The sequence below is a fragment of the Microbacterium sp. HJ5 genome (assembly GCF_054824025.1).
The window spans coordinates 49,815-71,996 of sequence record NZ_JSYE01000028.1 but is presented as its reverse complement, the minus strand read 5'-3'; the positions used below and the strand labels follow the sequence as shown (position 1 = coordinate 71,996).

Sequence of the window (22,182 nt, the reverse complement as noted above, 5' to 3'; positions counted from 1 at the left end):
GGAGGCCGGACGACACTAGCTGAACGGGGCGCTGCGCCGGCATCACAGCGGCCCCGTCCACTTCCAGCAGAGGAGAAAAAAGTGACCGAAGACAACGGCGCACCGGATACCCGGAAGCGACGCATACGCAACCGCATCATCATTATCGGCTTGATCCTGGTGGGCGTAATTGCCCTGGCGGTCGCGCTGATCGGTCCGCCGCAGGCACCGGCCGGGGCGACGCAACTTACCGCAACCGTGAGTCGCGGCGACGTCTCGTTGACGATCGACGCGAGCGGGCAGGTCGTTGACGAGTACACTTACTCGGTCGCCCCCGAGACTCCGGCCGTCCTCTCCGCCATCGCCGGAACGCCCACGGGCGCGAGCGCCGCAGCGGCCGGCTTCACCACCTCCAGCATTGATGTGTCTGTGGGCGATTCCGTCACGGACGGACAGCGGCTCGCGACGGTACGAAATGGTAACGATGAGTCCTTCGACGTCGACAGCCCGCGAGAGGGTCGGGTGCGGTCGATTACAACCGCACCCGACGCGGCCGCGACACAGGTTGCCACGCTCGGAGTGGGCAACGTCCTCGTTGCCGTGCAGGTCAGCGAGTACGACATCGCCAACGTCGCCGTCGATCAGACGGTGACAGTCGTGCTCGGCAACGCTGGTGATGAGGGCTTCGAAGGAACAGTGTCGAAGATTGCCCAGACCTCCACGAACACGACGGGCGTCGAGCAGTACCAGGTGCTCATCACATCGGACGATCTTCCCGAAGATGCACGCATCGGAATGACAGCGACCGCGTCGATCATTGTTGACTCCGTCAGCGATGTTCTGACCGTCCCGGCCACCGCCCTCACGGAGGTCGGCGACATGACATTCGTTGATGTGGTCGACGCGGAGGGAAACTCGGAACCGACCCCGGTAACGGTCGGCTTGGTCGGCAACTCGTCAGTGGAGATCCTCTCCGGCGTCGAGGAAGGCGACGAAGTAGTGACCGGGGCTGACGGAGACGTTCCAGCGGTGGAAGGCGTAGGGGGTCCCCCCGGGTTCGGCGGATGAGCACCGTGAAAGTCCTCGAACTTCATGACGTCGCTCGCGACTACACCACCGGCAGCACGATTACCACTGCTCTGGACGGGGTATCGCTCACCATTCGCGCCGGGGAATTTGTCGCCATCGTCGGCCCATCCGGCTCTGGGAAGTCCACCCTGATGAACATGATCGGATGCCTGGACCGGCCCACTCGCGGACGCGTCCGCATCGCTGGGCACGAAGTAGCGGCGTTGGACGACGATCAACTCACAAGCCTCCGGAGCCAAGCGATCGGCTTCGTGTTCCAGCAGTTTCAACTCCTTCCTCAGACGACGGCGCTGGACAACGTCGCAGCACCGCTGCTGTACCAGGGGGTGAAGACCAAGGAAGCGCGTCGGCGGGCGACGGAGGTATTGGAACGCCTCGGCCTCGGGGAGAGACTCCACCACGACCGAACGATGCTCTCCGGAGGTCAGCAGCAGCGTGTGGCGATTGCTCGCGCAGTCGTCGCCTCGCCGGCGCTGATCCTCGCAGACGAGCCCACGGGCGCGTTGGACTCGGTAAGCGGTCAGCAGGTGATGGCGCTGCTCACGGAACTGCACGCCGAAGGACGCACGATCGTCCTGATCACTCACGCCGCCGAAGTAGCGGAGGCCGCCAGCCGGCGGATTCATATTCATGACGGACGGATCGCCAGCGACGACGGGATAGCAGCATGAATCTCGCGACAATAACCAAACTGTCCATCTCCCGGATCCTCGCCACGAAAACCCGGTCGTTCCTGACGATGCTCGGTGTGATCATCGGCGTCGCCTCGCTGGTCGCGTTGACATCGGTGGCCAGCGGTGCCACGAGCGGGATCACCGATTCGTTGTCTTCGCTGGGGGCTACGCAGGTGACGGTCACGTCGACCAGCGCGACGGACCTGACGGAGGCGGATGCTGAGGCGATCAGTGAGCTTGACGATGTGGACGCGGTGTCTGCGAGCGTCAGCGGTCAAGGCACGCTCGAGCACGAAGGCACCACCGCGGAAGCGACCCTCAACGGCGTTTCGCCGGACTATGCCGAGACCAACGCGCCCGAGGTCGCAGTCGGATCATTCCTGCCCGCGTTCAGTGGTAGCAGCGCGACCCGCTCGCTGGTACTCGGCGCCAGCGCCGCCAACGACCTGGGGGTCGAGGCTGAAAGCATCGGTGCGACGGTCAGCGTAAACGGGCTGCCATTCACTCTGGTCGGAGTCCTCGACGATGCCAGCGGATTCGGCGGCGGAGCGAATGTGTACATGTCTCTCGAGGCCGCGCGAGGTCTTTTCGCGCAGTTGCCCTACGTATCGACGATCACCGTGCAGGCTGCCAGTGAAGAGAGCGTCGACGGTGTGCAGAGCGCCATCGACACTCTCCTCAGAGAACGAAACGGACTCTCCGCAGACGACGATGCGCAGTTCTCAATCAACAACCAGAGCTCCCTCCTGGAGTCCATCGACAGCGTACAAAGCCTCCTGTCAATCCTGCTCGGCGGCATTGCCTCCATCAGCCTCGTCGTGGGCGGCATTGGAATCATGAACATCATGCTGGTCTCCGTCCGCGAGCGCACCCGCGAAATCGGGGTACGTCGGGCGATTGGCGCCCGCCGAGGCCAGATCCTTCTGCAGTTCCTGATCGAAGCCACCGTGCTCTCACTACTGGGAGGCATCATCGGACTCGGCCTGGGCATCGTTGTCTCCGCCCTCATCGCCAACATCGCCGGCTGGGCCTTCACCGTCTCAGCCACCACCGTCCTCATCGCGCTGGCATTCAGCGCAGTGGTCGGCATCGTGTTCGGTGTCTGGCCGGCACGCACCGCCTCCCGCCTTCAGCCCGTCGAAGCACTCCGATACGAATAGGAACCCACCATGGCAGCCACACCCAGGACATCCACGACCGGCGACGCGACCATCACCGTCCCACCCAAGCGCACCCGCGCAGTCAGCCTAGGCATCGTGATCGCCCTGGCCTTCACATGCACCACCGTCGGCTTCGCGGTCGGCAAACTGACAACGCCGCCCGCAGCCACCATGCCCGGATTCCCCGGCGGAGGCTTCCCCGGCGGCGACTTCCCCGCACCCCCCGACGGCGGTTTCCCAGGCGGAGGCGAACTCCCCGCCCCGCCACCGCAACCGTGAGCCATCGAGTGCCCCGAGCGACTTCGCATCCTCGGGGCACTCGGCACCTACATGGATCGGAGTCCCCTTGTGGGTGGGCTGGTTCCGGGGACGAAACCCGACGCGTCAGTTCGGCCGGCCACGATGATTACTGCGGCGAGAGACGGCACCCTAATCCTCTATTCGATGTGTCGGCGGGAACGAGCACCTTGAGACCGGGCGGAGTGCAATGACCGCGCACTGGACCCTCTGCGCCGGCACCGCCTGTTCCGGCTGGTACTTCGATGAGCTTTTCAACGAGGCGGGCCGCTGCCGCTGCTGGTGTCATCGCGGGTCGGTCCTGGGTCATCACGCAGTGCGTCGGATCGTGTCTCGGGCGCTACGCGCGGAGCGACGCGCCGATGAAAACCCTGTGAGTTAGCGGAGTCGATGGTCGGGATGCTGCTGCTCGTGCTGTTGTCCATGCTGCGCCACACCTTGCACGGGGCCCCGATTGCCGTAGGCCCGGCAGCCTGGGTGCTGGTCCGGCGCGCTTGGTCCCAAATGCACGTCACCTCAACCGTGCCCCGTTGTCCCCTCGCGCTCCTGATTTCGCCACTAATGCGGTGTTTGGGCTCCGATTCAGGCCGAGTGTGAGGGTTAGGCGTGGCAGGAATCTGAATCCGCTCCGAGCGACATCACCGCCAGTGAGCCCGCTTCGTAAGAGGGCGACTCGATGTCCGAAGCATGCCAGTGGGCGCCGATGCGCCATTAAACCATTGCTCCGCATCGAGCTCCTCTGACCACCCCATCGAGGGGCGCCCTTCGCACCGCGCCAACAAGCTCTTCTAACGAGAGTCGGCGCTATTTGGCGTACCTCGGATCGCCAAATAGCGATTCCGCGTTCGCACGACACCTCGGCCTCACAGCTGCGGGGAGCGGCTCCCCTCGAGGCCGCCACCGGGACCGAAGGCGAGCCACGGCCATCAGGCACGCTGATGTCCCCCGCGCGTTGTTAAGGACACGCGTTCGACTCCGCGAAGCCGCCCAGTTGATCGCAGATCTCCCGGAGGCTATCGAGTTTGTTCAGGTCTTTCCGTTCACCGAAGGTCCTCAAGCATTCGCTCTCGCCCACGAGCATCCTGAAGAGTGCATCAAGGCGGTCTTGACAGAGCGGGTTGAGCATCGGCTGATGACCACACGCTGGGTCACGCACCAGACAACGGGCGAACGGCGCAGCATCAGGGCGAGCCGAGTGATAGTGGGGAGCTGTTCATGAGAGCGTTCGTTATCCAAGGCGCTGGGGAAGGAGGAGTAGTCACTCTCCCGGATCCGGTCGCGCTCCCTCACGAGGTTGTCGTGCGGGTAGAGCGGGTTGGCCTATGCGGCACCGACGTCGCGCTCTTCAACGGAACGATGCCGTACTTCCGTCAGGGTCTAGCGACATATCCCCTGCGGCCTGGGCACGAGTGGGTGGGCACCATTGAAGACGTCGGTGCAGGGGTCACTGGCCTTCTCCCGGGACAGCGTGTAGTCGGCGACACGTTCATTGGATGTGGCCACTGCGGGTACTGTGCCGTTGAAAAGCCTCAACTCTGCTCGAATCACACTGAAGTTGGCGTTCGCGGCGGCAGGCCAGGCGCTCTCGCCGAAAAGGTCGCGCTTCCTTCCACGGCGATCTACCCGATACCCGACGAGCTCAGCGTCGAAGCCGCAGCATTCGTCGAGCCTGGAAGTTGCTCGATGCGCGGCGTCGAACTCGCCCGTATCACCGCCGACTCGCGAGTGCTGGTGTGGGGAGCGGGAACCCTCGGCCTGCTGGCCGCTCTTTTCGCTCAGCATGTCGGGGCAGGAGTGACCGTTGTCGCGCGCAGCGACCGAAGCAGGGCCCTCTGCCGGGAGCTCGGAATTCGTGCGCTCTCCGCGGAAAGGCTCAGCGATCAGGAGTTTGAAGCGGCCATCGAGGCCACCGGAGCTGGCGACGTCCCGCAGCTTGCGCTCGACCGGCTCCAGCCCGGCGGACGTCTCGTACTCCTGGGTGTCCCTGGTGAGCCGGCGACGCTAGACGTTGCGACCACGGTCCTCAAGGATGTCACCGTGCATGGGGTGCTGGGGGGTTCGAGCGCCATACAAGAGACCATCAACACCATGACCCAACTGCAGCATGTCGCTTCCACCCTTGTTGCATCGAGGGTGCGGTTGGAGGAAGTGGAGAGGATCTTGCAGGCCGGGGCTCGCGCAACCCACGCTCCGGGGACGAAGATCCAAGTCATTCTCGGCTGATTCGCACCGGGGAAGTGCCCTCGATCTTTGTCGTGTGAGGCGAGGACGGGGAACTCTTCTGACTGCGATCGTCAGCAGGCACTGCGCGTCCCGGTCCGCTTACGCGACGATCTCGGTCATGCGCTCACAGACCTCGATATCAAGACAGCCTCGCTTGGCCACATGGAAGTCGAGCGGCGTGACGCCCTCACTACGGGGCTCGGTGCAACCAGTGGTTCAAATCTCACCGATGGCGATGCCCAGGCGTAGGTACATCTCGGTCACCGCTTCGTCATTGACGCGGTACCGCACTCGTTGTCCGCGCGTAGCCACCTCGCGGGGTGGGTCGGCGACAATGAGCCCGAACTTCAGGAGCTCGTCAATGCCAGTAATGACGGTCTGCTCGGGAAGGGCGAGCGCATCGGAGATCTCCTTGCGCCCGCCGTTAGGGTGAGCGCGAAGGTGTCCGATAATGCCGGCTTTGAGCATGCTGCCGAATGCCTTGATGGGATCCTCCGCCGCGTCTGCGTTCGCGGGGCGGGCGACTCTCGGCATGCCTCATTCTTTCGCGGGCTGGGTGTCGCCGTCCAGCGGAACCGTAGGAATTAGCTCTACACATCTCGAGTGTATGCCTGTACCCTACACTCATGTCACGGACGGAGATCACCCTCAGCGTCGCTCTCGCGGCATGCTCGATGTCCACCGAAGTTCCGACAGACAACGCCTATCGGGCAGGCGTAGTGTGCGACGCAAGTGCGTCAAGCCCTCCCCCGGGCGACCCGCGCTGCAGCGCTTTGCGCGCCACCCGAAACGTCGAAACTGAGCCTTTTCGGTTCGACCCTTTCGTGCGTAGGATGCCCAGCACGGCGTGCCCCCCACGTGTCGCAACTCGCACCGATCGGGGCCGCCCGGTTGCGGGGAGGTGCGGATCATGACGTCACGGAATCTTGCAGCGCGCCGCGCCCAAAGATGGGCCATCGTCGGCGGCGCGATCCTGCTCACCGGGATCCTCGCCATCATCATCGTCGCGATTTCGAATCAACCGTCCCCCGCGCCGACAGAGACGGCTAAGTCTTCCCCGTCCTCGACCCCTGCGCCTGCCGATCCGACCGACGCGGTGGTGGACGCGGGAGCCGAGGAGGCCGGCTGGCGCGGTGAGCCGATCACCACCGACGCCGAACTGTACGCGGCCGCCGCCCTCGAAGCTGCTGCAACCTTCGACACCACAAGGGCCTCCAGAGATGAATGGCTCGCGTATCTCGACTCGTGGTTCACTCCCGACACCCGCTACAAGTCAGCCGCTGATCAGCAGGCCGAGATCGAAGCCGCCCAGCTAGAACTCCGGCAGGGAGTGGTCCTACCCGAGCAAGAGTGGGACTCTCTCGCCGCCGAGAACGGCCGAGTGGTCGCCAACGCGGGGCGCGTCGTGACCGGTCTCGTCACAGATGACGTGTCGGGGGATATGGCGATCGCGACGGCGGATGTCGTGCTGGCGTTCACACGCAGGGATGGCGATGGGCGCGAGTCGTCCTTCGAGGAGTCGGTGCGGGTGAGTGTGCAGGTGCTGTGCGGTGCGGGGTCGGTTCCGACTCCGGACTCGGCGCAGCAGGCTGGGGACTGCAAGGTGGTGCGTTACTTCACGGAGCCCGTGGAGCCCTGACATGCCCGCCCCGGCCGCTGCCGTCACTGCCCTCGCCGGAACGAGGACGGGACGCCGAGCAGTGGTCGGCGTGCTGATCGCCCTCCTGCTCATCACGGCGATCGCGCTCACCCCACTCATCGCAATCCCCTTCGCCATCGTCGGCGCCAGCTCAGGATTGCCCGCCGCCGTGGCACCCGGTGGCGGTCCCGCGGTGAAGGGCGACTGGGGATACCCGCTCGCCGGCGCGTACACCAAGGGGCGTGGCTTCGGCTACAACCCGGTGGTCGGCTGCAGTTACTGCTCCGTCGATCACGGCGGGTACGACATGGCGCAGGGATGCGGCAGCACGATCTACGCGGCCGGACCCGGCGACGTGATCACCGCCGGCGTGTACCAGGGCTACGGCAACACGGTCCGCATCGACCACGGCGACGGCCTGGTGACGATTTACGGCCACATGCAATGGGACTCCATCCGTGTCAAGGTCGGCGACCCCGTCCCCGCGGGGGCCGCCCTCGGCGCGGAAGGGAACACTGGCCGATCGTTCGGCTGCCACCTGCACTTCGAGGTCCGCGACAACGACGTCCGCCTCGATCCGCAACCGTTCATGGCCGCCCGCGGCCTCCCCCTGATCTGAGTGTCCCCACTGGAAGGAACTGCCATGGCCACCCCGCTTCGCATCCCGCTGGACGTCGACGTCCCCGACATCCAACCGGACTACTCCGCTCCGTTCTTCGCGGGATTCCAAGTCATCGCGTCATGGATCCTTGCCGCGGCGATGCTTGTCGTGCTGGTGATGCTCATCATCGCCGGAGCCGCCCTCGCCTTCCGCGGGCTCGCATCGGACAGGGTGCGCACTTGGGCGGGCGAGAGCATCATGTGGATCTTCCTCGCCGCCGCGGTCCTCGGCGCAGCCAGCGGCCTGTTCGCCTTCTTCGTGAACTTCGACTTCGGCTTCTGACATGCACCCCGTGGGCATCCTGCTCGCCTCGCTCGCGATCGGCGCCGGCCTGGCGATCAGCGCGCATGCACCCGCCTCCGCGACTAGTACCGATGATGGACCGACCGACCTCGTTTCGACGCACAGCACGGTCGCAGGCGAACCTTGGTCCGCACCCGCCCACCCCGTGGACTGCCGTGTGGCGAGCAACCAAGTGACGTGCACACCTACGAATCCGGCCGACGTGGATGCCCAGACTTGCTACCTCGGCGTGCTCGTCGCCGGTGAGCGCACCACCGTCTGCACGACATACGAGGATCATGCAGACGCCATTCAGGCTGATGGCGGAAAGATCGCTCTCGTCGAGTACGGCTGCAGCATCGGGGACGTCGCGTGCGTCACCTTTGAGAACGCGGGGCGCGGAATGGCGATGGGGGCGACCTCGATGATGTACGCCGTCGCCGCGAACATGCGCTTCGACACCTCGTCACTGCTGTGGGATGCCGCGACCGGCGAATGGTCGTTCTGGGCTTGGGCCATCCTGATCGTCACGTTCGGCTCCATGGTCTGGGCCGTAACCGCAGCCGTCGTCTCGGGCGACCGCGGCGAGGTCATCGCGGCGATCGGCCGGTCCTTCATCGCAGTCGCGGCTGTGCCGATCACCCTGTGGCTGACGGGGCACCTTCTCAACGCCGTCGATGACATGACCTGGTACATCATGAACCGCGACGGTCCCTCCGCCCTCTTCGCAACCCTGCAGGGAGTGATGTGGGCCGGCGGACAGGCGAACTACTTCTTCGCGTTCCTGATCCACGGGCTGCTGATGGTCGGGATGCTGCTGCTCATGCTCGTGTTCACCTTCCGCAATATCGTCCTGGCCGCTCTCATCGCTGTCAGCCCCGTGGCGTGGATGCTGTTCCCCGTGCGCGGTGTCGGCCCGCAGTGGGTGATCCGCTACGTGTCCGCCGTAGTCGTGCTGCTGCTGACCGGGCCGCTGACGATCGGGTTCGTGACCCTCATCATCAACGGGCTATCGGCGGTGAGCACGATCTGGGATCCGCAGGCATGGCCACTCTTGTTCGGACTCGCCCTCGTCGCGTTCGCACCCTTCGCGATCTTCGGTCTGTTCAGCTTCGTCGGCGCCGTCGCCGCGGACGGCGTCGGCTCCCGCCTCGGCAGTCACGCCGGCCAGCTCGGGGGTCGCGCGGCCCGCGCCGCGGTCGCCATTCCCAGCCGACTGGGGAGTGCCCCAGCGGGTGTCGCGAGTAGCGCCGCTCGTGGGACGAGCCGCACCGCTACCGCGACGTCGAGCGCGGCGAGCGGGGCGAAGACATCGACCGCCCAAGGTGCCAGCTCGCCCGCGAACAAGACCGCCGGTGCGACCTCGACCGCCCCGACGCAGGGTCGCACGTCGCCGCCCTCGCAGCAGCAAGGCGCCGGTTCGCCTACGCCGCCGTCGTCGCCTCGAGTGGAGAGGACTCCGTGATGAACACGACACCTGATCTCGCGCGCCCGGTCCGGTTGCCGCGTCGGTCCCGTCAGGGGATTGTGATGGGTATGGATGGGTGGCAGCTCACGTTCCTCGCGGCCGCCGCCGTCACCGTGCTGTTCGCCGTTAACCGGCTCGGCCCGCCCGGACTCCTCTACGCGGCGCCGATTTACCTCGCCCTCGGTGGCACCGCCGTCGCGACCATCCATGGGATTTCCGCCCCACGGATGGGTGGGCTGTGGGTGATGAAGCGAATTCGTCACGCGACGGGTGCGACCGAGCAGCGGTTCCGGCCGGAACGTCGCGAATTGGTGGGGACGCTGAATCTGCCGGGGGTGCGGGCGTCGATTCAGTTCTGGGATGTGAACGACGTCGCCTGCCTGTACAACCCGCACGACCGGACCGTGTCCGTCACCGCCGAGCTCGAGGTGCAGGGATTCTTGATGCACGACACCCCCGACCGGTACGACCTCGCCCAGCAATGGGCTCAAGTGCTCGCGTCCTTCACACAACGCCCCGGCGTCAAGCGGATCACGCTCCAAGAGCGCACCCTGCCCACCACCATCCGCGCCGCCCGCGAGCACTACGACACCGTCCGGGTCCGCCGTGAGCTTGACGCCGCGACGCCGGTGGGGGAGAACTACGAGGCGGTGATGAGTAAGTCGGAGCGGTTCGCGGTCGCGCATCGCAATTACCTCACCTTCACCCTCGACCTCATCGCCCTCGGTCCGCAGCTGAAATCTCTCGGCGGCGGCAAGGAAGCCATTCAGACCCTCGCCTACCTCGAAGCCGGGAACCTCGCCGACGCCCTCCGGGCCGCGAAAGTCAGCGTCAGAAAGTGGCTGTCGCCCCGAGATGTCGCCGCACTGGCTCGGGTGGCGTTCGACCCGGAGTTCGCTCCGGTGGTGCAGAACCGTGACGACACCCACGCCGGCGTGGACCCCGTCGCGGTGGGACCGATGCACCTGGAGGAGCCGAAGGGGAAGAACGGAGTCGTCTACACCGACTCTGGGGTGCACACCACGATGTGGGTGCACGAGTGGCCGCGCTCGGATGCGCCGGTCGGGTTCGTTGCGCCGGTGGTGTTCGCCCGTCACCCGCACACCGGTGAGACTGTCACGCACATCTTTTCTCTGGTCCTCACTCCCGTCCCGGTGTCGAAGGCGCTCAAGCGAATCCGGGATGAGAAGAAGGTGTGGCGCGGCAATGAGAAGCTGCGCGCCAAGCGCGGTGCCGATGGGTCTGCGGCAGATGCGGCGGACTGGGATGCGTTGGAGAAGCAGGAGCATGAGATCGTCGCCGGGCATGGTGAGTTCCGCTACGGCGCCTACCTCACTGTCACCGCGCCCGACGAGGAGCGCCTCGACCAGGCGCTCGCGGGGATGCGTAACGCGCTGTCGCGGGCGGGGATGGAGGCGCAGATCCTGTACTGCCAGCAAGCCGAAGCGCTCATGGTCAACGCCCTCCCGGTCGGGCTGGGGATGAAGTGATGACCCGCCACACCCCGTTCTTCGAGCCGGCCGGTCTCAGCGGGCAGGAGCGTCGCGCCCTCAGACGCACCGTATCGCCCAGCCTCCGCAACCAGACACCGCGGAGGTCGCGGCGAGACCGCAGCCTGCCCGAACCCACGGTGCGAGGACCGTTCGGACCAGGGCTGATCGACGGCGGCTATTGGAATCTCGCGCCGGCATGGGTGCCGGCGCATCAGGCGACCTCGCAGCACCTGGCCGGGATTTACCCGTTCGTCGCCGACGCTGGCCTCGGCCATCGCGGCCCGATCGTCGGCGTCGACCTCAACGCGGACGCGCTGTGGCACTTCTCGCCTTGGGAGACCTATGTCGACGCCTCCGAGCGCGGCACGTTCTCCACCAACATTCTTGTTCTCGGCGCGTACCGGGCCGGGAAGTCCGCCGCCGTGAAGACCCTCGTCACCCGCTCCCTCGCATTCGGTCACCAAGCCGTCGTCCCGTCGGACGCGAAGGGTGAGTGGGTGATCGTGGCCGACGCGATCCCCGGCGGGAAGGTCATCACCCTCGGCGGCGGCACCACCGCTCGCCTCAACCCCCTCGACCGTGGACCACGCCGCTCCGATGCGAGTGATGAGGAGCATGAGCAGATGGTGCGGCAGCGGCGCATCGCCACCCTGATCACCCTCATCGAACTGGCCCTCGGCGGGCAACGCCTCACCGCTGTCGAGCACGCTTGCATCCACGACGCCCTACAACGGTGTATTGCCGACACGAATGACCAGCCCACTCTCCGCGGCGTCTACGACGAGCTCGGCCGGATGACCACCGACCCGGGCGCCGACACTCGCCTTGCGGAGGCGGCGGTGCAGCCGAGGTTCGTGCTGCGCCGGTTCGTCGAAGGCGACCTCTCCGGCCTGTTCGAGGACGAGTCCACCGTTGCGTTCGATGCCGACGCCCCCATCGTCGTCGTCGACACGTCGGAGTTGTTCGCGCGCGGGGACCTGGTGGCGCAGCTGACGCAGGTGTGCACGACGGCGTGGATTCAGGCGGTGGTGTCGGACCGGTCCGCGCACCGCACCCGGTACGTGATCCGCGAAGAGGGCTGGCGTGACATGACGTCGCTGGCCGCGTTGCAGATGTACCAGCAGTGGTTGAAGCTGTCGCGGCATTACGGGATTAGCAACATCGTGATCCTGCACAAGATGGGCGACCTCGACGCGGTCGGGGACGCCGACTCCCAGGAACGCAACCTCGCGTACTCGATCGTCGGCGACATCGAGAACAAGTTCATCTTCCGCACCAACCACCAAGAACAAACCTCCCTCCGCACCCGGCTGAACATGCCCGCCCCGCACGTCGACATGGCCCGGCAGCTGCGCAAGGGCGAGTTCCTCGCGTACGTCGGCCAATACTCCTACCTCGTGGACTGCTTCGCCACGTCGACTCCGTGGGAGTACGAGCTGTTCAAGACCGATGACGCCGTCCGCGCCTCCGACCATGAAGACCCCGCCCACCTCACCGTCCTCGCTCCGGACGAGTTGGACGAGTACTGGCCCGCCCCCACCGATACCGGCGTGGACGGGTGGCTTATCCCCACCAAGGAGTACCAATGACCACCCCACGCGCGTACGCGACCGTCACCGGTCCCACCGCAACCTTCACCACCCCCGACGGACACACTGAACCCCTCATCGTCGGCGCCGACGAAGACATCCGGCAGCTCATCGTCGCCCGCACCGCCGAGGAAGCACGCCGCAGCGGCGAACCCGTCGAGCTAGTCACCGCCGGCGACCGCGGCACCCACCGCCTCCTTATCACCGTCACCGGCGACATCACCGAAGCCCCCGACGCCGACGCCTTCGCACCCACCGAACCCGACGACTCGACCGCTCCCGAGGAGACACTGCGGCGCGACATCCGATCCACCGAACTCGCCCCCGAAACACCTGCAGAAGAGGAGGCGCTGGCGGAGGTCCCGTCGCGGACCTCGTTCATCACGCCGCACACCGGATCTGAGACGGCGACCGCCGGGTGGCGAGGAGCGCTCGCGAGCCTCGGCATCACGATCAAGCCGTCCGCCGACGACGTGGCGCGACGGGACCGTGAGCAGGTGGTGTCGAGGCAGTGGGCCGGATGCCGCACCATCGCCGTCGTGAATGGCAAAGGCGGGGTCGGGAAGACCATGTCCACCGCGATGCTCGCCGCCGTTTACGCGAGGTTCGGGGGCGGGAACGTGCTGGCGTGGGACAACAACGACACCCGCGGCACGCTCGGCTGGCGCACCGAGCAAGGCCTCTACGACACCACCGTCCGCGACCTGCTCCCCGCCGCCGAAGGGCTCCTCGGTCCGGCCGCGGGGGTGTCGGACATCTCCCGGTTCGTGCATCACCAGACCACTGACCGGTACGACGTGCTCCGCTCCAACCCGGAATTGCTCGCGACGGATCAGCGGATTGAGCACTCCGAGTTTGACCTGCTGATGCAGGTCGCCGCCCGCTATTACCGGCTGGTGATCTTCGACTCCGGAAACGACGAGTCCGCTGAGCGGTGGCTGCGCATGGTCGACTCCAGCTACCAGCTCGTCATCCCCACCCTCGCCGCCCCCGAACCGGCCGAATCCGCCTCACTCCTTCTCGACGCGCTTCGGCGCCGCGACGACCGCTCCGCGCACCTCGCCGAGAACGCAGTCGTCGTGGTCACCAACCCGGAGCCGACCCGGCGGCTCGAGGTGGACCGCATCGTCGACGGGTTCACCGGTCACGTACGCCAGGTCGCGACGATCCCGTTCGACCCGGCGCTGAAGTCCGGGCCGCTCCGGTACGAGGCGCTCCGACCGGCTACCCGGGATGCGTGGGTGACGGTCGCCGCGCACGCCGCCGCCCAACTCTGAGACAGGAGCCGGCTGATGTTTGAGGGGCTGCTGGGCAGGATCGCCGCCGTCGGGGTGGCCGCCGCGATCCTGCTCAGTCTCCTGTTCGCCTTTCTCGCCGAAGCCACCACTCAGCTCATCTGCGGCACCCGCCCTACCCCCACCAACCTGTTCTCCGGATTGTGGCTCGCCCTCACCGGCAACCCCGCCACCTACACCTCCCCCGTCGGGTGCGCCCTCCCGGTGGGGCAGATCCGCGTCCTCGACCTCGTCGCGGTCCTGGTGGTCGGGGCGATCGCGGTTTGGGCGCTGGCGGCGTACCGGCGGTACCGGCACTCCGACCGGTCCTTCCTCACCGACCTCCGCCTCCGCCCCGGCTTCGCACCCGCGTCCGAGATCCGTGACCACCTCTCCGCCAAAGCCGTCCTCCGCCGCGCGAGCCAGTTGCGCCCAGACATCGCGAAGCCGGGACCGTCCGATGTCGGATGGCGGGTGGGACGCTCCCGCGGCATGGACGTCTATGTCTCCATCGAAGACTCCGTCGCTCTTGAGGGCCCGCCCCGCTCCGGCAAGGGCTACCGGGTGCTGATCTCCGCGATCCTCGACTGGACCGGCCCGCTCATCACCACCTCCACCACCAACGACAACCTCATCGCGACCATGCGGATGCGGCAGCGGCGCGGCGACGTCCACGTCTTCGACCCACAGGGCCTCTCCGGCATTCCCCATCCGCTGCGCATCAGCCCTATCGCCGGATGCGAAAACCCGTTGGTCGCGATGCAACGCGGCACCGCCATCATCACCGGCACTGCCCTGGGCGCGTCGCAGACCAATGGGGAATGGGCGCAAGCAGCCGGTGTCGTCCTCGGCCGACTCCTCCACGCCGCGGCCGTCGGCGGCCGGTCGATCGCCGACATCTACGACTGGGGCTCCAGCCCGCACCTGGCCCGCGCGGCCGTCGACGTGCTGCGCTCAGATGGGGCCCCCGGCTGGGGGGACAGTCTCGAGTCCACGATCGCCGGCGACGAGAAGCTCGCCTCGTCCATCTGGTTCGGCGTCCAAGGCGCCGTCGCACCCCTCGCTGTTCCGCAGATCCGCGACGCCCTCAACCCCACCCCCGGCGACCACCTCTTCGACCCGCGCGCATTCCTCGACGACGCCAATACCCTCTACCTGATCGGGTCCGCCTCCGGGGCATCAGCGATGGGCGGGTGGCTGTCCGCCGTGCTGGACGACATCGTCGAGGTCGCCCGCATCCGCGCGCTCGCCTCCCCCGGCTCACGGCTCCCGCACCCGCTCGGGCTGATCTTGGACGAGATCGTCAACATGTTCCGGTGGGGCAATCTGCCCCGGATCATGGCCGACGGCGGAGGCCGGGGCATCTGCACCTTCGTCGTCCTCCAAGCCCTCTCCCAAGCCGAGACCGCCTGGTCTCGCGCCGAAGCCGACACCATCTGGGCAGCCGCCACCGCCAAAGTCATCCTCGGCGGCGCGAGCCATGTCGATCATCTCCGTGACATCGAGGCGCTCCTCGGCACTAGAGAGACCCGCCAGACGAACCGGTCCTGGTCCACTCGCGATTCCGGGCACTCCACCAGCGAACACCGCGAACGGGTCCCGCTGATGTCGGTCGACGAGATCCGGCGGATGCCGCAAACCGCAGGCCTGCTCGCATACCGCAACCGCCGCGGCGTGCTGCTCGAGCTCACCGGCTGGGACGAACGCCGCGACGCCGCCGACATCCGCACCACCAAAGCCGCCACCGAAGCCGAACAAGCCCAGGTCTTCCGCGGCTCGATGCCGGCAGTGAAACAGGACCCAGAGCCGGCCGTCGAGGAGGTGCCCGAGTGAGCAACTCCCGCCGTCCCGCCAGCACCGGTCGTTCCTACCGGAGCGGGTACCTGAAATCGCCGGCGTGGTTCGAGCGCCGCGACCGATGGTTCCGTGCACACGCCCGCATCGGCATCCCCCTCGCCTGCCAAGCCTGCGGAAACTCAGCGACTCCGGCGGAGCTCGAGCTGCATCACACCGACTACGACGGCGTCTACCAGGAGGGCGAGCAGTGGCGTGCCCGAGAGGCGCACGGCGACCTTGTGCCGCTGCATCCGGCATGCCACGAGCTGCTGCACCGCCTCATCGACCGGGACGCCGTCCTGTCTCGTGGCCGGGACCGGCGCACCGCCTCCGCCCTCGCGCTCGACCGTCTCCGGGCGAAGCTCACCGAGCTGGATGGTGTGCCCCATGAGTAGCGACGAGGACGTCAGCAGGGCGGAACGCGCCTTCGCGGCCGGTTTCACCGGTGCACGCGCCAGCCGGAGTGTGTCATCTGAGGCGATCGGGGCGCACATCGTCGACTGGTACACCCTCCCCGACGCCACCGCTGCCGATGAATGGGAGCGGCTGCGACGGTGGGTGGAGTGGGTGACGGTCCGCTACAACATCCCGCAGACCGTGATCCCCGTCTGCTGGTACCAGCACGGCGCGCTCGTCGAGGAACTCTCTGCACTGCACACCGCGCACCGTGCCATGTTCGACCGCTCCGACGCCGGCCTCGGGCCGATCGGCTGGCACGAGCGCTTCGCCATCGCCCTCCCCCGCCTCGCCAAGGCATACGGCGGCGGCTGCAACAACGGACACCAAACTTCGAAACCCCGCACCTGGTCAACACCGGGTGCGGATTGGGACGCGTGGACCAGCCAGGCCCACGCCCACCGAGACACCCACCCGGGTGACTCACAACGAAAGGAAACCCACCCATGACGACCAAGATCCCGGTCACCATCGAGGGCAACCTCACCGGCGACCCCGAACACGGCACCGGAGAATCGGGCACCGACTACGCCAGATTCACCGTCGCCGTCAACGACCGACGCCTCAACGAGACCACGCAGCGATGGGAAGACGCCGGCACCGTCTTCCACCGCGTCGTCGTCTTCAACCAACAGGCCCGCCACGTCGCCGACTCGCTCCGCAAAGGCGACAGCGTCCTCGTCGCCGGAGAGCTACGATTCGGCACCTACGTCGACAAAGACTCCGGTCAGACCCGCGAAACCCGCGACATCGTCGCGGACAACGTCGGCGCCTCACTGAAGTTCACGGACATCGCCGTCGAGCGCAGCCCAAAAGCTGACGGCCCCGCAGCAGACGCTACGGGGCCGTACGCCGCACCGGTGGCCACCGGCGCAACAATCACTCGCTGAACCCCTCTGCAAGAAGGAGCGGGTGGGAGTCACAGTACTCCCACCCGCTCCACCATCTCCAGGGAGCTTCCCGACGCGGCCGCATCGTCGCGTCCGGCGCTCGCCGAGCGATGTTCGCTCCAGGGCTTGAACCAACTATCGCGTGGTGGGCGTTGTTTCATTCACCCCGTGGATTGATGCCCCGCGACGCTCAGCACCATAGGGTGGTCGCGACGTCGCATCGCCCGAGGCCGTCCCCAACTGCCGTTCGAGGGCACGCATCCACCCCAGGGGTGCGAGCCGGAACCTGTCCCACAGGCTCCGGCGTCGCGACCGTCCGGTCCCCCTCGGGCCCAATCGGGATGGTGCCTGGTACGGCTCGAGGGGGGCTGCAAATGCGCGAGCACAAGCTCGCCGCGTTTGTGGTGTTTCCCAGGTCGCAAAGCCTCGCGGAACGAGATCCCCAGAACCTCCCCTGCGTCCCGCTCGGCGTCGCTGAAGGCAACGGTACCTGTCCCCCATTCGGGGGACAAGTTAGAACCGCTGACGTTTTCTCAAGGTTCCCGCAAGAGTGCTCGATATGGCGCTTCCTGCGCTGGCGGGAGGAGCGATCTCGAGCGCAAAATGATGGCCATACGGGACTCAGGGATCCGGCGTTGTCTGCGCGGTGACCGCGCTTCGCCAGACCCAGCACCGTTGCTCCTCACCCGCTACACGGAACCGGATCGCGACCGCCCGATCGGTCCACGCACACGCCTCTGCGAGCACACGCGCGGGCGTTCCCCCGAACCGCACCCACGCCTCCACCGTCGCCGGCTGCGGATCCTTCGTCATCGGAAGACGATCCAACTCGAGCTCGCTGCCGGTCAGAGTCTCCAGGCGCCCGGTCTTCGCGAGGCGCTCCAGAATGCGCTGGTCCATCCGCCTGTCGATTTGCTCGGCGTAGCGACGATTCGTAGTCACCGACCCCGGGACCTCCCTCCCGGCCGTCACGAGCACTCTACCGTGCATCGAATCTATGTTCTATTCTTTTATGTCATGAGCGCGATCGACATCGAACACGAACTGACGATATGGATGACCGACGACATCCCCACGCGCATGTTCTACGCAGGCCGCCGCTGGCGCATCACCGACACACCTACCCGATTGATACACTCCATCTGGGATCAGCCGACCGACGGCCACGCGCTGTACGGGTGGCGGTTCCAAGCCACCGACGAAGACGGCGACACCTACGTGTTCGACGTCTATCGCCAGGAGGCTGGCTGGCACGTTCATCACACGTACTGCTGAACGGCGGTCGTTAGGCTCGCGCCACTGTGTGCGGAGTGCCCGCCGCCACCTCTATCGACAGCTCTTCGCTGCACCTGAGCTGAGTCACTCGCAGCGCGAGCGCACGCTATCGGAAGTAGCCCTGGCTGGCGTTCTGGCTTCGGACCAGTCCCGGGATAAGGAATAGGTCCACGAACAGCCAGATGCCACCCGCGATGACCATGGGAACGCCGACCAACAGCGGTGTGAGGAGCCACCCGCCGACCCACAGCACGATGAGCGCAATCGCGGAGCCGGTGAGTCCGAGGTAGAGGCGATGCGCACCGAATCCGCCGAGGAGAATCCAGAACAGATACGCGATCCCCGTCTCTTTCACCGGCCGTACGGACACGGCTTGTGGCGGTGCGAGAGGACCCCAGGCCATGCCATCCCACCATTGCATGGCTCCGTTCGGACTTGGATACCAGCCCGGAGGTGTGGTCGACGGATGCGTCTGGACCGCAGAGTACTGACGCGCCAAAGGCCCAGGGGGAAGGGGAAGCGTTGGCGCCGTCGGCGCCGGGAGGTACGGATCTAACGCGGCGTACTCCGCCTCGCGTGTGGGTGCACCGATGACGTCGGTTGACCACGCTTGCCCGTTCCAGAATCTCTTCCCACCCCCGTTGACCGGATACCAGCCAGCGGGCGCGTTCGGTGCACCGTTCGTCATCGTTCCCCCTCGACCGGCCCCCAAGGACAGCCGCTCGCTCAATTTAGCGCCTGGGCGGCACCAACAACCAGCATCGACTGACTTGAGGCGCGCGTTCATCAGCGCTGCATGCCGAGGTCGGCAGCAGTTGCGGTTGGGTGTGTCGGGCCGGCATTACGCGCCGCGCGTTGCAGGTCGGTGCGCGCCGCTGCCCGCGAGTCCTCGACGGTCGCTTCAGGGACGCCTCGGGCGAGGGTGGCGGCGATGGTTTCTCTCGCTGTGTCGGCAGCCGCGGCGATGACGATCGCGCGGTTGTGCTGTCGTCCCCGAGTCAGGCCGACATAGAAACCGGCGGCATCCACGTCCGGGCCCACGATGCATTCATCTGTCGTCTCGCCTTGGATGCCGTGAACTGTCGTTGCATAGGCGAGGTGAACATGGTCGGCGACGTAATCCAGCAGGATCCTTCGCCGGTCGGTGGAATCGCTGACGTTCTGAAGTTCAACTCGGTCGGTTCGAATCCGGCTGATGATCCACGTGGCACGGTTTTGGACTCCTGCATGGGCGTCGTTGCGTCGAGTCTGAACGACGTCGCCCTCGAGCAGCCGTTGACCGTCCTGACCGAATGCCACCCGGTTCGGTAGAAGCTGACCCGCCTCGACCCGTCGCTGCTGGATTGCTTCGTTCACCGCGTCCGCTTCGTCATTGCTGCCGACCACTAGGGCCGTCCGCATCCTTGCGTGCTGGGCAGCGAGCCATGCGTCAACCATCGTTCCGCGGGCTTCGTCGCCACTCTCCACTCGGACGACGTGGCCGCCGGCGTCGAGGTCGACGGCCACCGCGAGGGCTTCCTCACGTGTTGCGGCGTTGCGGAGGCGGAGGGTGAGGTCGGCGTACGTCGGGTCGGCGAAGCGGTGGACGTCCGTGAGCTCGACGATTCTGTCCGCGTGCTGATGCATGAGAGCCATCGCACCGGCGTGGCCAACGGGTGCGGCTTGGTGTGGATCCCCGACCATCGCGATCCCGGCCCCGGTCTGGAGTGCGAGCTCGGCGAGTGCGCTTGCCGAGTGCAGGTCGACCATGCCGGCTTCGTCGACGATGATGCGGTCCCCGTCCTGAAGTGAGAGGTGGCGCGGACCGGAGTAGACCCAGCCTTCGTCGTCGACCTCACCCACAGCGAGCTGGCTCCACACCTGCGCCCCGGTCTCGTCGTGTCTCCACCGGTAGCCGTGGTCGTGGAGAAGGGCGTGAAGGCTGGATGCGGTGGCGCCGATCTCGCGTTCGGCGACTGTGGCTGCCTTCGTGGTCGGAGCGACCACGATCATTCGTCGTTGCTGTGCGGCGAGTCCGTGTGACGTGATCTTCAGGATGGTGGTCTTGCCGGCGCCGGCGGGCCCGGTCACGGTCACCAGGCGGTCCGTGCCCACAAGCGCAGTGACGGCGTCCAGCTGTCCTTTGGAGAGTTGCGTTTCCGACTGGAGGACGCTTGCGAGCCTCACAACCGCGTCGCGAGCGGGCGCGCGTCCGGGCGTGGAGAGGCGGGCGAAAAGAGCGGCGACGCGGAGCTTGAGCATGACCGTGCGCTCGGCCATGAGCGCCTTGATGTGCGCCGGCTTATCTTCATCGTCTTGAATGAGGTCGATGGTCTGCGCGAGCGCACGCTCGGCGATGTCATCGATCAGCTCCTCGATGACGGCGCGGTCGGCGATGATGCCGCTTTGCGCGAGTGCTCTGATCGCGCCGGCCCGGAGATCCCACGGGCTGAATCTTCCACTGCTGGACACTGAGCGATCGTCGGCGTCCACGAGTGCGACGCCGGCAAGCCGCGCGCGATCCACGCTCCCGATGGGGACCGCCTGGGCGATCGTGGGAGAACTGCGACACAGCAACGTTGAGTCGATCGCGACGAGCTCGCCCCGTACCCGTTCGCTCCACGCCTCTTCGTCGAAACGGCCCGGCTTGTTTGGGCGGCCGATCGCCCACGCTCGTTCATCGATGTGGTGCAACTCCTCCGGACCCGGCTCGGTGTCTGGATGCGACTCCCGCCACGCCGCGATGAGTGCGAAACGGTTGGCTTCGATCTGGTTCGAGCGTCGAGAAAACGGTCGCACCGCTTCCACGAGCTGCGAGATCTCTCCGGCGCTGTCGAGCGTGTACCCGTGGGCCGCCAGGGCGGCGAGCCATTGCGGGTCTGTGCGCGCCGCCAGTTCACCCTCGGCGTTGATGACGGTGTGCAGTTTCATGGCGACCCTTGAGTCGACGTTGGACCACTTCCCGTCGGTGCCCTGGACCTTGATGTTCAGCCAGAGGTGTCGATGCACATGCGGGTCCAAGGCGCGTGAGCGACGATGCTGCAGCTCGACGACCTCGAGCCGTGCGATGCCTTCCCGGATGCAACCACCCGCACCACGCCGGGCATTGAGGTCGCGTTGCCAGATGGTGATGATGCGATCGCGGAGCCGGTCCTGCAGGGCCTCGAACTCGGCGGCGATCTCCAGGTTGATGATCGCGGCGATGCTGTACGACTTGGGGAAGTTGATCGTGCCGTCGAGCATCAGGTCCGCGTTCGGCGAATGCATCCGCCGACCGCGTGGCTCACCAAATGCGGGGTCCTCCCCGGAGATCCAACGGCGCAGTGCGCCGACACTCAGCTCGCCCGTATAGATCGCATCACTGGTCGCAATGAACCGGGTGACGGCAGCGCCCCCACCGTATCCGAGAGCTGCCTCGACACCCTGCAGACTGCCGAAGTGCGCATCGCAGCTCGCCTCCGTTGCGTATGCGACCGCGTTGCTCACGCCGCGGGAATCCACCCCCCGCTTCCATCTCCGCAGCCCGCCGCGCATGCGGCCAGATTACTCGTGTTTGCCTACCCGCGACACACCTTCGCAAGAAGTGCCTACGTGCATTGCATCGATCACGCACTCTTGAGTCCGTCACGCTACGGCCATAGGGGCTCGGCGGGCGCGCTGGTGTCGACGGTGTGCGTATGTGGTGCCGCCTTCGCTCGCGGCCGCGGTCGGGTCATCCACGACTCCGCCGCCCCGGGTTCTTGATCGGCGGACGGTCCGGCGCATCTACCGACGCCTTGGCCCGATGGAGGACGGGGTTACGGGCAGAGTGTCGCGCTGAAGACCATCGCCCGCATTAGCGACTCACCTTTCGACGCAACGTCCGGTTCGATATCTCCTTCCCAACCACGCGAAGCCAGCTTCTGAGATCGCCGCGAA

At 66.5% G+C, this 22,182-nt stretch carries 21 protein-coding genes; 17 read left to right on the top strand and 4 right to left on the bottom strand.

From position 1 onward, the window contains the following. Positions 1-81: 81 nt before the first annotated feature. The 5 genes from OB08_RS12995 (at position 82) to OB08_RS12975 (ending at position 5,422) form a co-directional block, all read left to right on the top strand. A complete protein-coding gene (locus OB08_RS12995; protein ID WP_461475379.1) occupies positions 82-1,047 on the top strand; it encodes an efflux RND transporter periplasmic adaptor subunit in 966 nt (321 codons plus the stop codon). Next, positions 1,044-1,739, top strand: coding sequence for an ABC transporter ATP-binding protein (locus OB08_RS12990; RefSeq protein WP_461475378.1), 696 nt, complete (start codon positions 1,044-1,046; stop codon positions 1,737-1,739). Before OB08_RS12995 ends, OB08_RS12990 begins: the two co-directional genes overlap by 4 nt. After that, positions 1,736-2,902, top strand: a complete 1,167-nt coding sequence (locus OB08_RS12985; protein WP_461475376.1) for an ABC transporter permease — start codon at positions 1,736-1,738, stop codon at positions 2,900-2,902. Before OB08_RS12990 ends, OB08_RS12985 begins: the two co-directional genes overlap by 4 nt. Before the next feature lie 9 nt (positions 2,903-2,911). Then, the gene (locus OB08_RS12980) at positions 2,912-3,181 is read left to right on the top strand and encodes a hypothetical protein (protein WP_461475374.1); all 270 of its coding nucleotides are present in this window, start codon (positions 2,912-2,914) and stop codon (positions 3,179-3,181) included. A gap of 1,233 nt (positions 3,182-4,414) precedes the next feature. Further along, on the top strand, positions 4,415-5,422 hold the full coding sequence (locus OB08_RS12975; RefSeq protein WP_461475372.1) for a zinc-dependent alcohol dehydrogenase: 1,008 nt from the start codon (positions 4,415-4,417) through the stop codon (positions 5,420-5,422). Positions 5,423-5,638: 216 nt separating this feature from the next. Here OB08_RS12975 and OB08_RS12970 read toward each other — a convergent pair whose 3' ends face one another. Beyond that, on the bottom strand, positions 5,639-5,956 hold the full coding sequence (locus OB08_RS12970) for a hypothetical protein (protein ID WP_461475370.1): 318 nt from the start codon (positions 5,954-5,956) through the stop codon (positions 5,639-5,641). A 376-nt stretch (positions 5,957-6,332) separates the two neighbouring features. Here OB08_RS12970 and OB08_RS12965 point away from each other — a divergent pair, with 376 nt between their 5' ends. The 11 genes from OB08_RS12965 to OB08_RS12915 all read left to right on the top strand — a co-directional run bounded on the left by OB08_RS12965 (position 6,333) and on the right by OB08_RS12915 (position 17,010). Next, entirely contained in the window at positions 6,333-7,061 is a 729-nt protein-coding gene (locus OB08_RS12965) for a hypothetical protein (RefSeq protein ID WP_461475368.1), read from the top strand. A gap of 1 nt (position 7,062) precedes the next feature. Further along, entirely contained in the window at positions 7,063-7,680 is a 618-nt protein-coding gene (locus tag OB08_RS12960) for a M23 family metallopeptidase (protein ID WP_461475366.1), read from the top strand. A 24-nt stretch (positions 7,681-7,704) separates the two neighbouring features. Beyond that, positions 7,705-8,004, top strand: coding sequence for a hypothetical protein (locus OB08_RS12955; RefSeq protein ID WP_461475364.1), 300 nt, complete (start codon positions 7,705-7,707; stop codon positions 8,002-8,004). A 223-nt stretch (positions 8,005-8,227) separates the two neighbouring features. Continuing rightward, entirely contained in the window at positions 8,228-9,469 is a 1,242-nt protein-coding gene (locus tag OB08_RS12950) for a hypothetical protein (protein WP_461475362.1), read from the top strand. Next, positions 9,469-10,962, top strand: coding sequence for an SCO6880 family protein (locus OB08_RS12945; RefSeq protein WP_461475360.1), 1,494 nt, complete (start codon positions 9,469-9,471; stop codon positions 10,960-10,962). Before OB08_RS12950 ends, OB08_RS12945 begins: the two co-directional genes overlap by 1 nt. Beyond that, positions 10,962-12,554 (top strand): hypothetical protein, encoded by a 1,593-nt coding sequence (locus tag OB08_RS12940; protein ID WP_461475358.1) that lies wholly within the window; start codon positions 10,962-10,964, stop codon positions 12,552-12,554. Before OB08_RS12945 ends, OB08_RS12940 begins: the two co-directional genes overlap by 1 nt. Continuing rightward, positions 12,551-13,831 (top strand): MinD/ParA family ATP-binding protein, encoded by a 1,281-nt coding sequence (locus OB08_RS12935; protein WP_461475356.1) that lies wholly within the window; start codon positions 12,551-12,553, stop codon positions 13,829-13,831. Before OB08_RS12940 ends, OB08_RS12935 begins: the two co-directional genes overlap by 4 nt. Positions 13,832-13,846: 15 nt before the next feature. Then, on the top strand, positions 13,847-15,661 hold the full coding sequence (locus OB08_RS12930) for a type IV secretory system conjugative DNA transfer family protein (RefSeq protein WP_461475354.1): 1,815 nt from the start codon (positions 13,847-13,849) through the stop codon (positions 15,659-15,661). Further along, on the top strand, positions 15,658-16,059 hold the full coding sequence (locus OB08_RS12925; RefSeq protein WP_461475352.1) for a hypothetical protein: 402 nt from the start codon (positions 15,658-15,660) through the stop codon (positions 16,057-16,059). Before OB08_RS12930 ends, OB08_RS12925 begins: the two co-directional genes overlap by 4 nt. Beyond that, the gene (locus tag OB08_RS12920) at positions 16,052-16,570 is read left to right on the top strand and encodes a hypothetical protein (RefSeq protein ID WP_461475350.1); all 519 of its coding nucleotides are present in this window, start codon (positions 16,052-16,054) and stop codon (positions 16,568-16,570) included. Before OB08_RS12925 ends, OB08_RS12920 begins: the two co-directional genes overlap by 8 nt. Next, positions 16,567-17,010 carry a single-stranded DNA-binding protein gene (locus tag OB08_RS12915; protein WP_461475348.1) on the top strand — a complete coding sequence of 148 codons (444 nt, stop codon included), beginning with the start codon at positions 16,567-16,569 and terminating at the stop codon, positions 17,008-17,010. Before OB08_RS12920 ends, OB08_RS12915 begins: the two co-directional genes overlap by 4 nt. A gap of 621 nt (positions 17,011-17,631) precedes the next feature. On the opposite strand, the gene OB08_RS12910 is transcribed toward OB08_RS12915, so the two are convergent. After that, on the bottom strand, positions 17,632-17,910 hold the full coding sequence (locus tag OB08_RS12910) for a hypothetical protein (protein WP_461475346.1): 279 nt from the start codon (positions 17,908-17,910) through the stop codon (positions 17,632-17,634). A 117-nt stretch (positions 17,911-18,027) separates the two neighbouring features. On the opposite strand from OB08_RS12910, the gene OB08_RS12905 reads away from it, so the two are divergent. Continuing rightward, complete coding sequence (locus tag OB08_RS12905; protein WP_461475344.1) at positions 18,028-18,285, top strand: hypothetical protein; 258 nt, start codon at positions 18,028-18,030, stop codon at positions 18,283-18,285. A gap of 106 nt (positions 18,286-18,391) precedes the next feature. Here the strand turns inward: OB08_RS12905 and OB08_RS12900 are convergent, their stop codons facing one another. Both OB08_RS12900 and OB08_RS12895 read right to left on the bottom strand, forming a co-directional pair. Further along, positions 18,392-18,640 carry an NINE protein gene (locus OB08_RS12900; protein WP_461475342.1) on the bottom strand — a complete coding sequence of 83 codons (249 nt, stop codon included), beginning with the start codon at positions 18,638-18,640 and terminating at the stop codon, positions 18,392-18,394. A 431-nt stretch (positions 18,641-19,071) separates the two neighbouring features. Beyond that, complete coding sequence (locus tag OB08_RS12895) at positions 19,072-21,750, bottom strand: AAA family ATPase (protein WP_461475341.1); 2,679 nt, start codon at positions 21,748-21,750, stop codon at positions 19,072-19,074. Between the last annotated feature and the right edge of the window lie 432 nt (positions 21,751-22,182).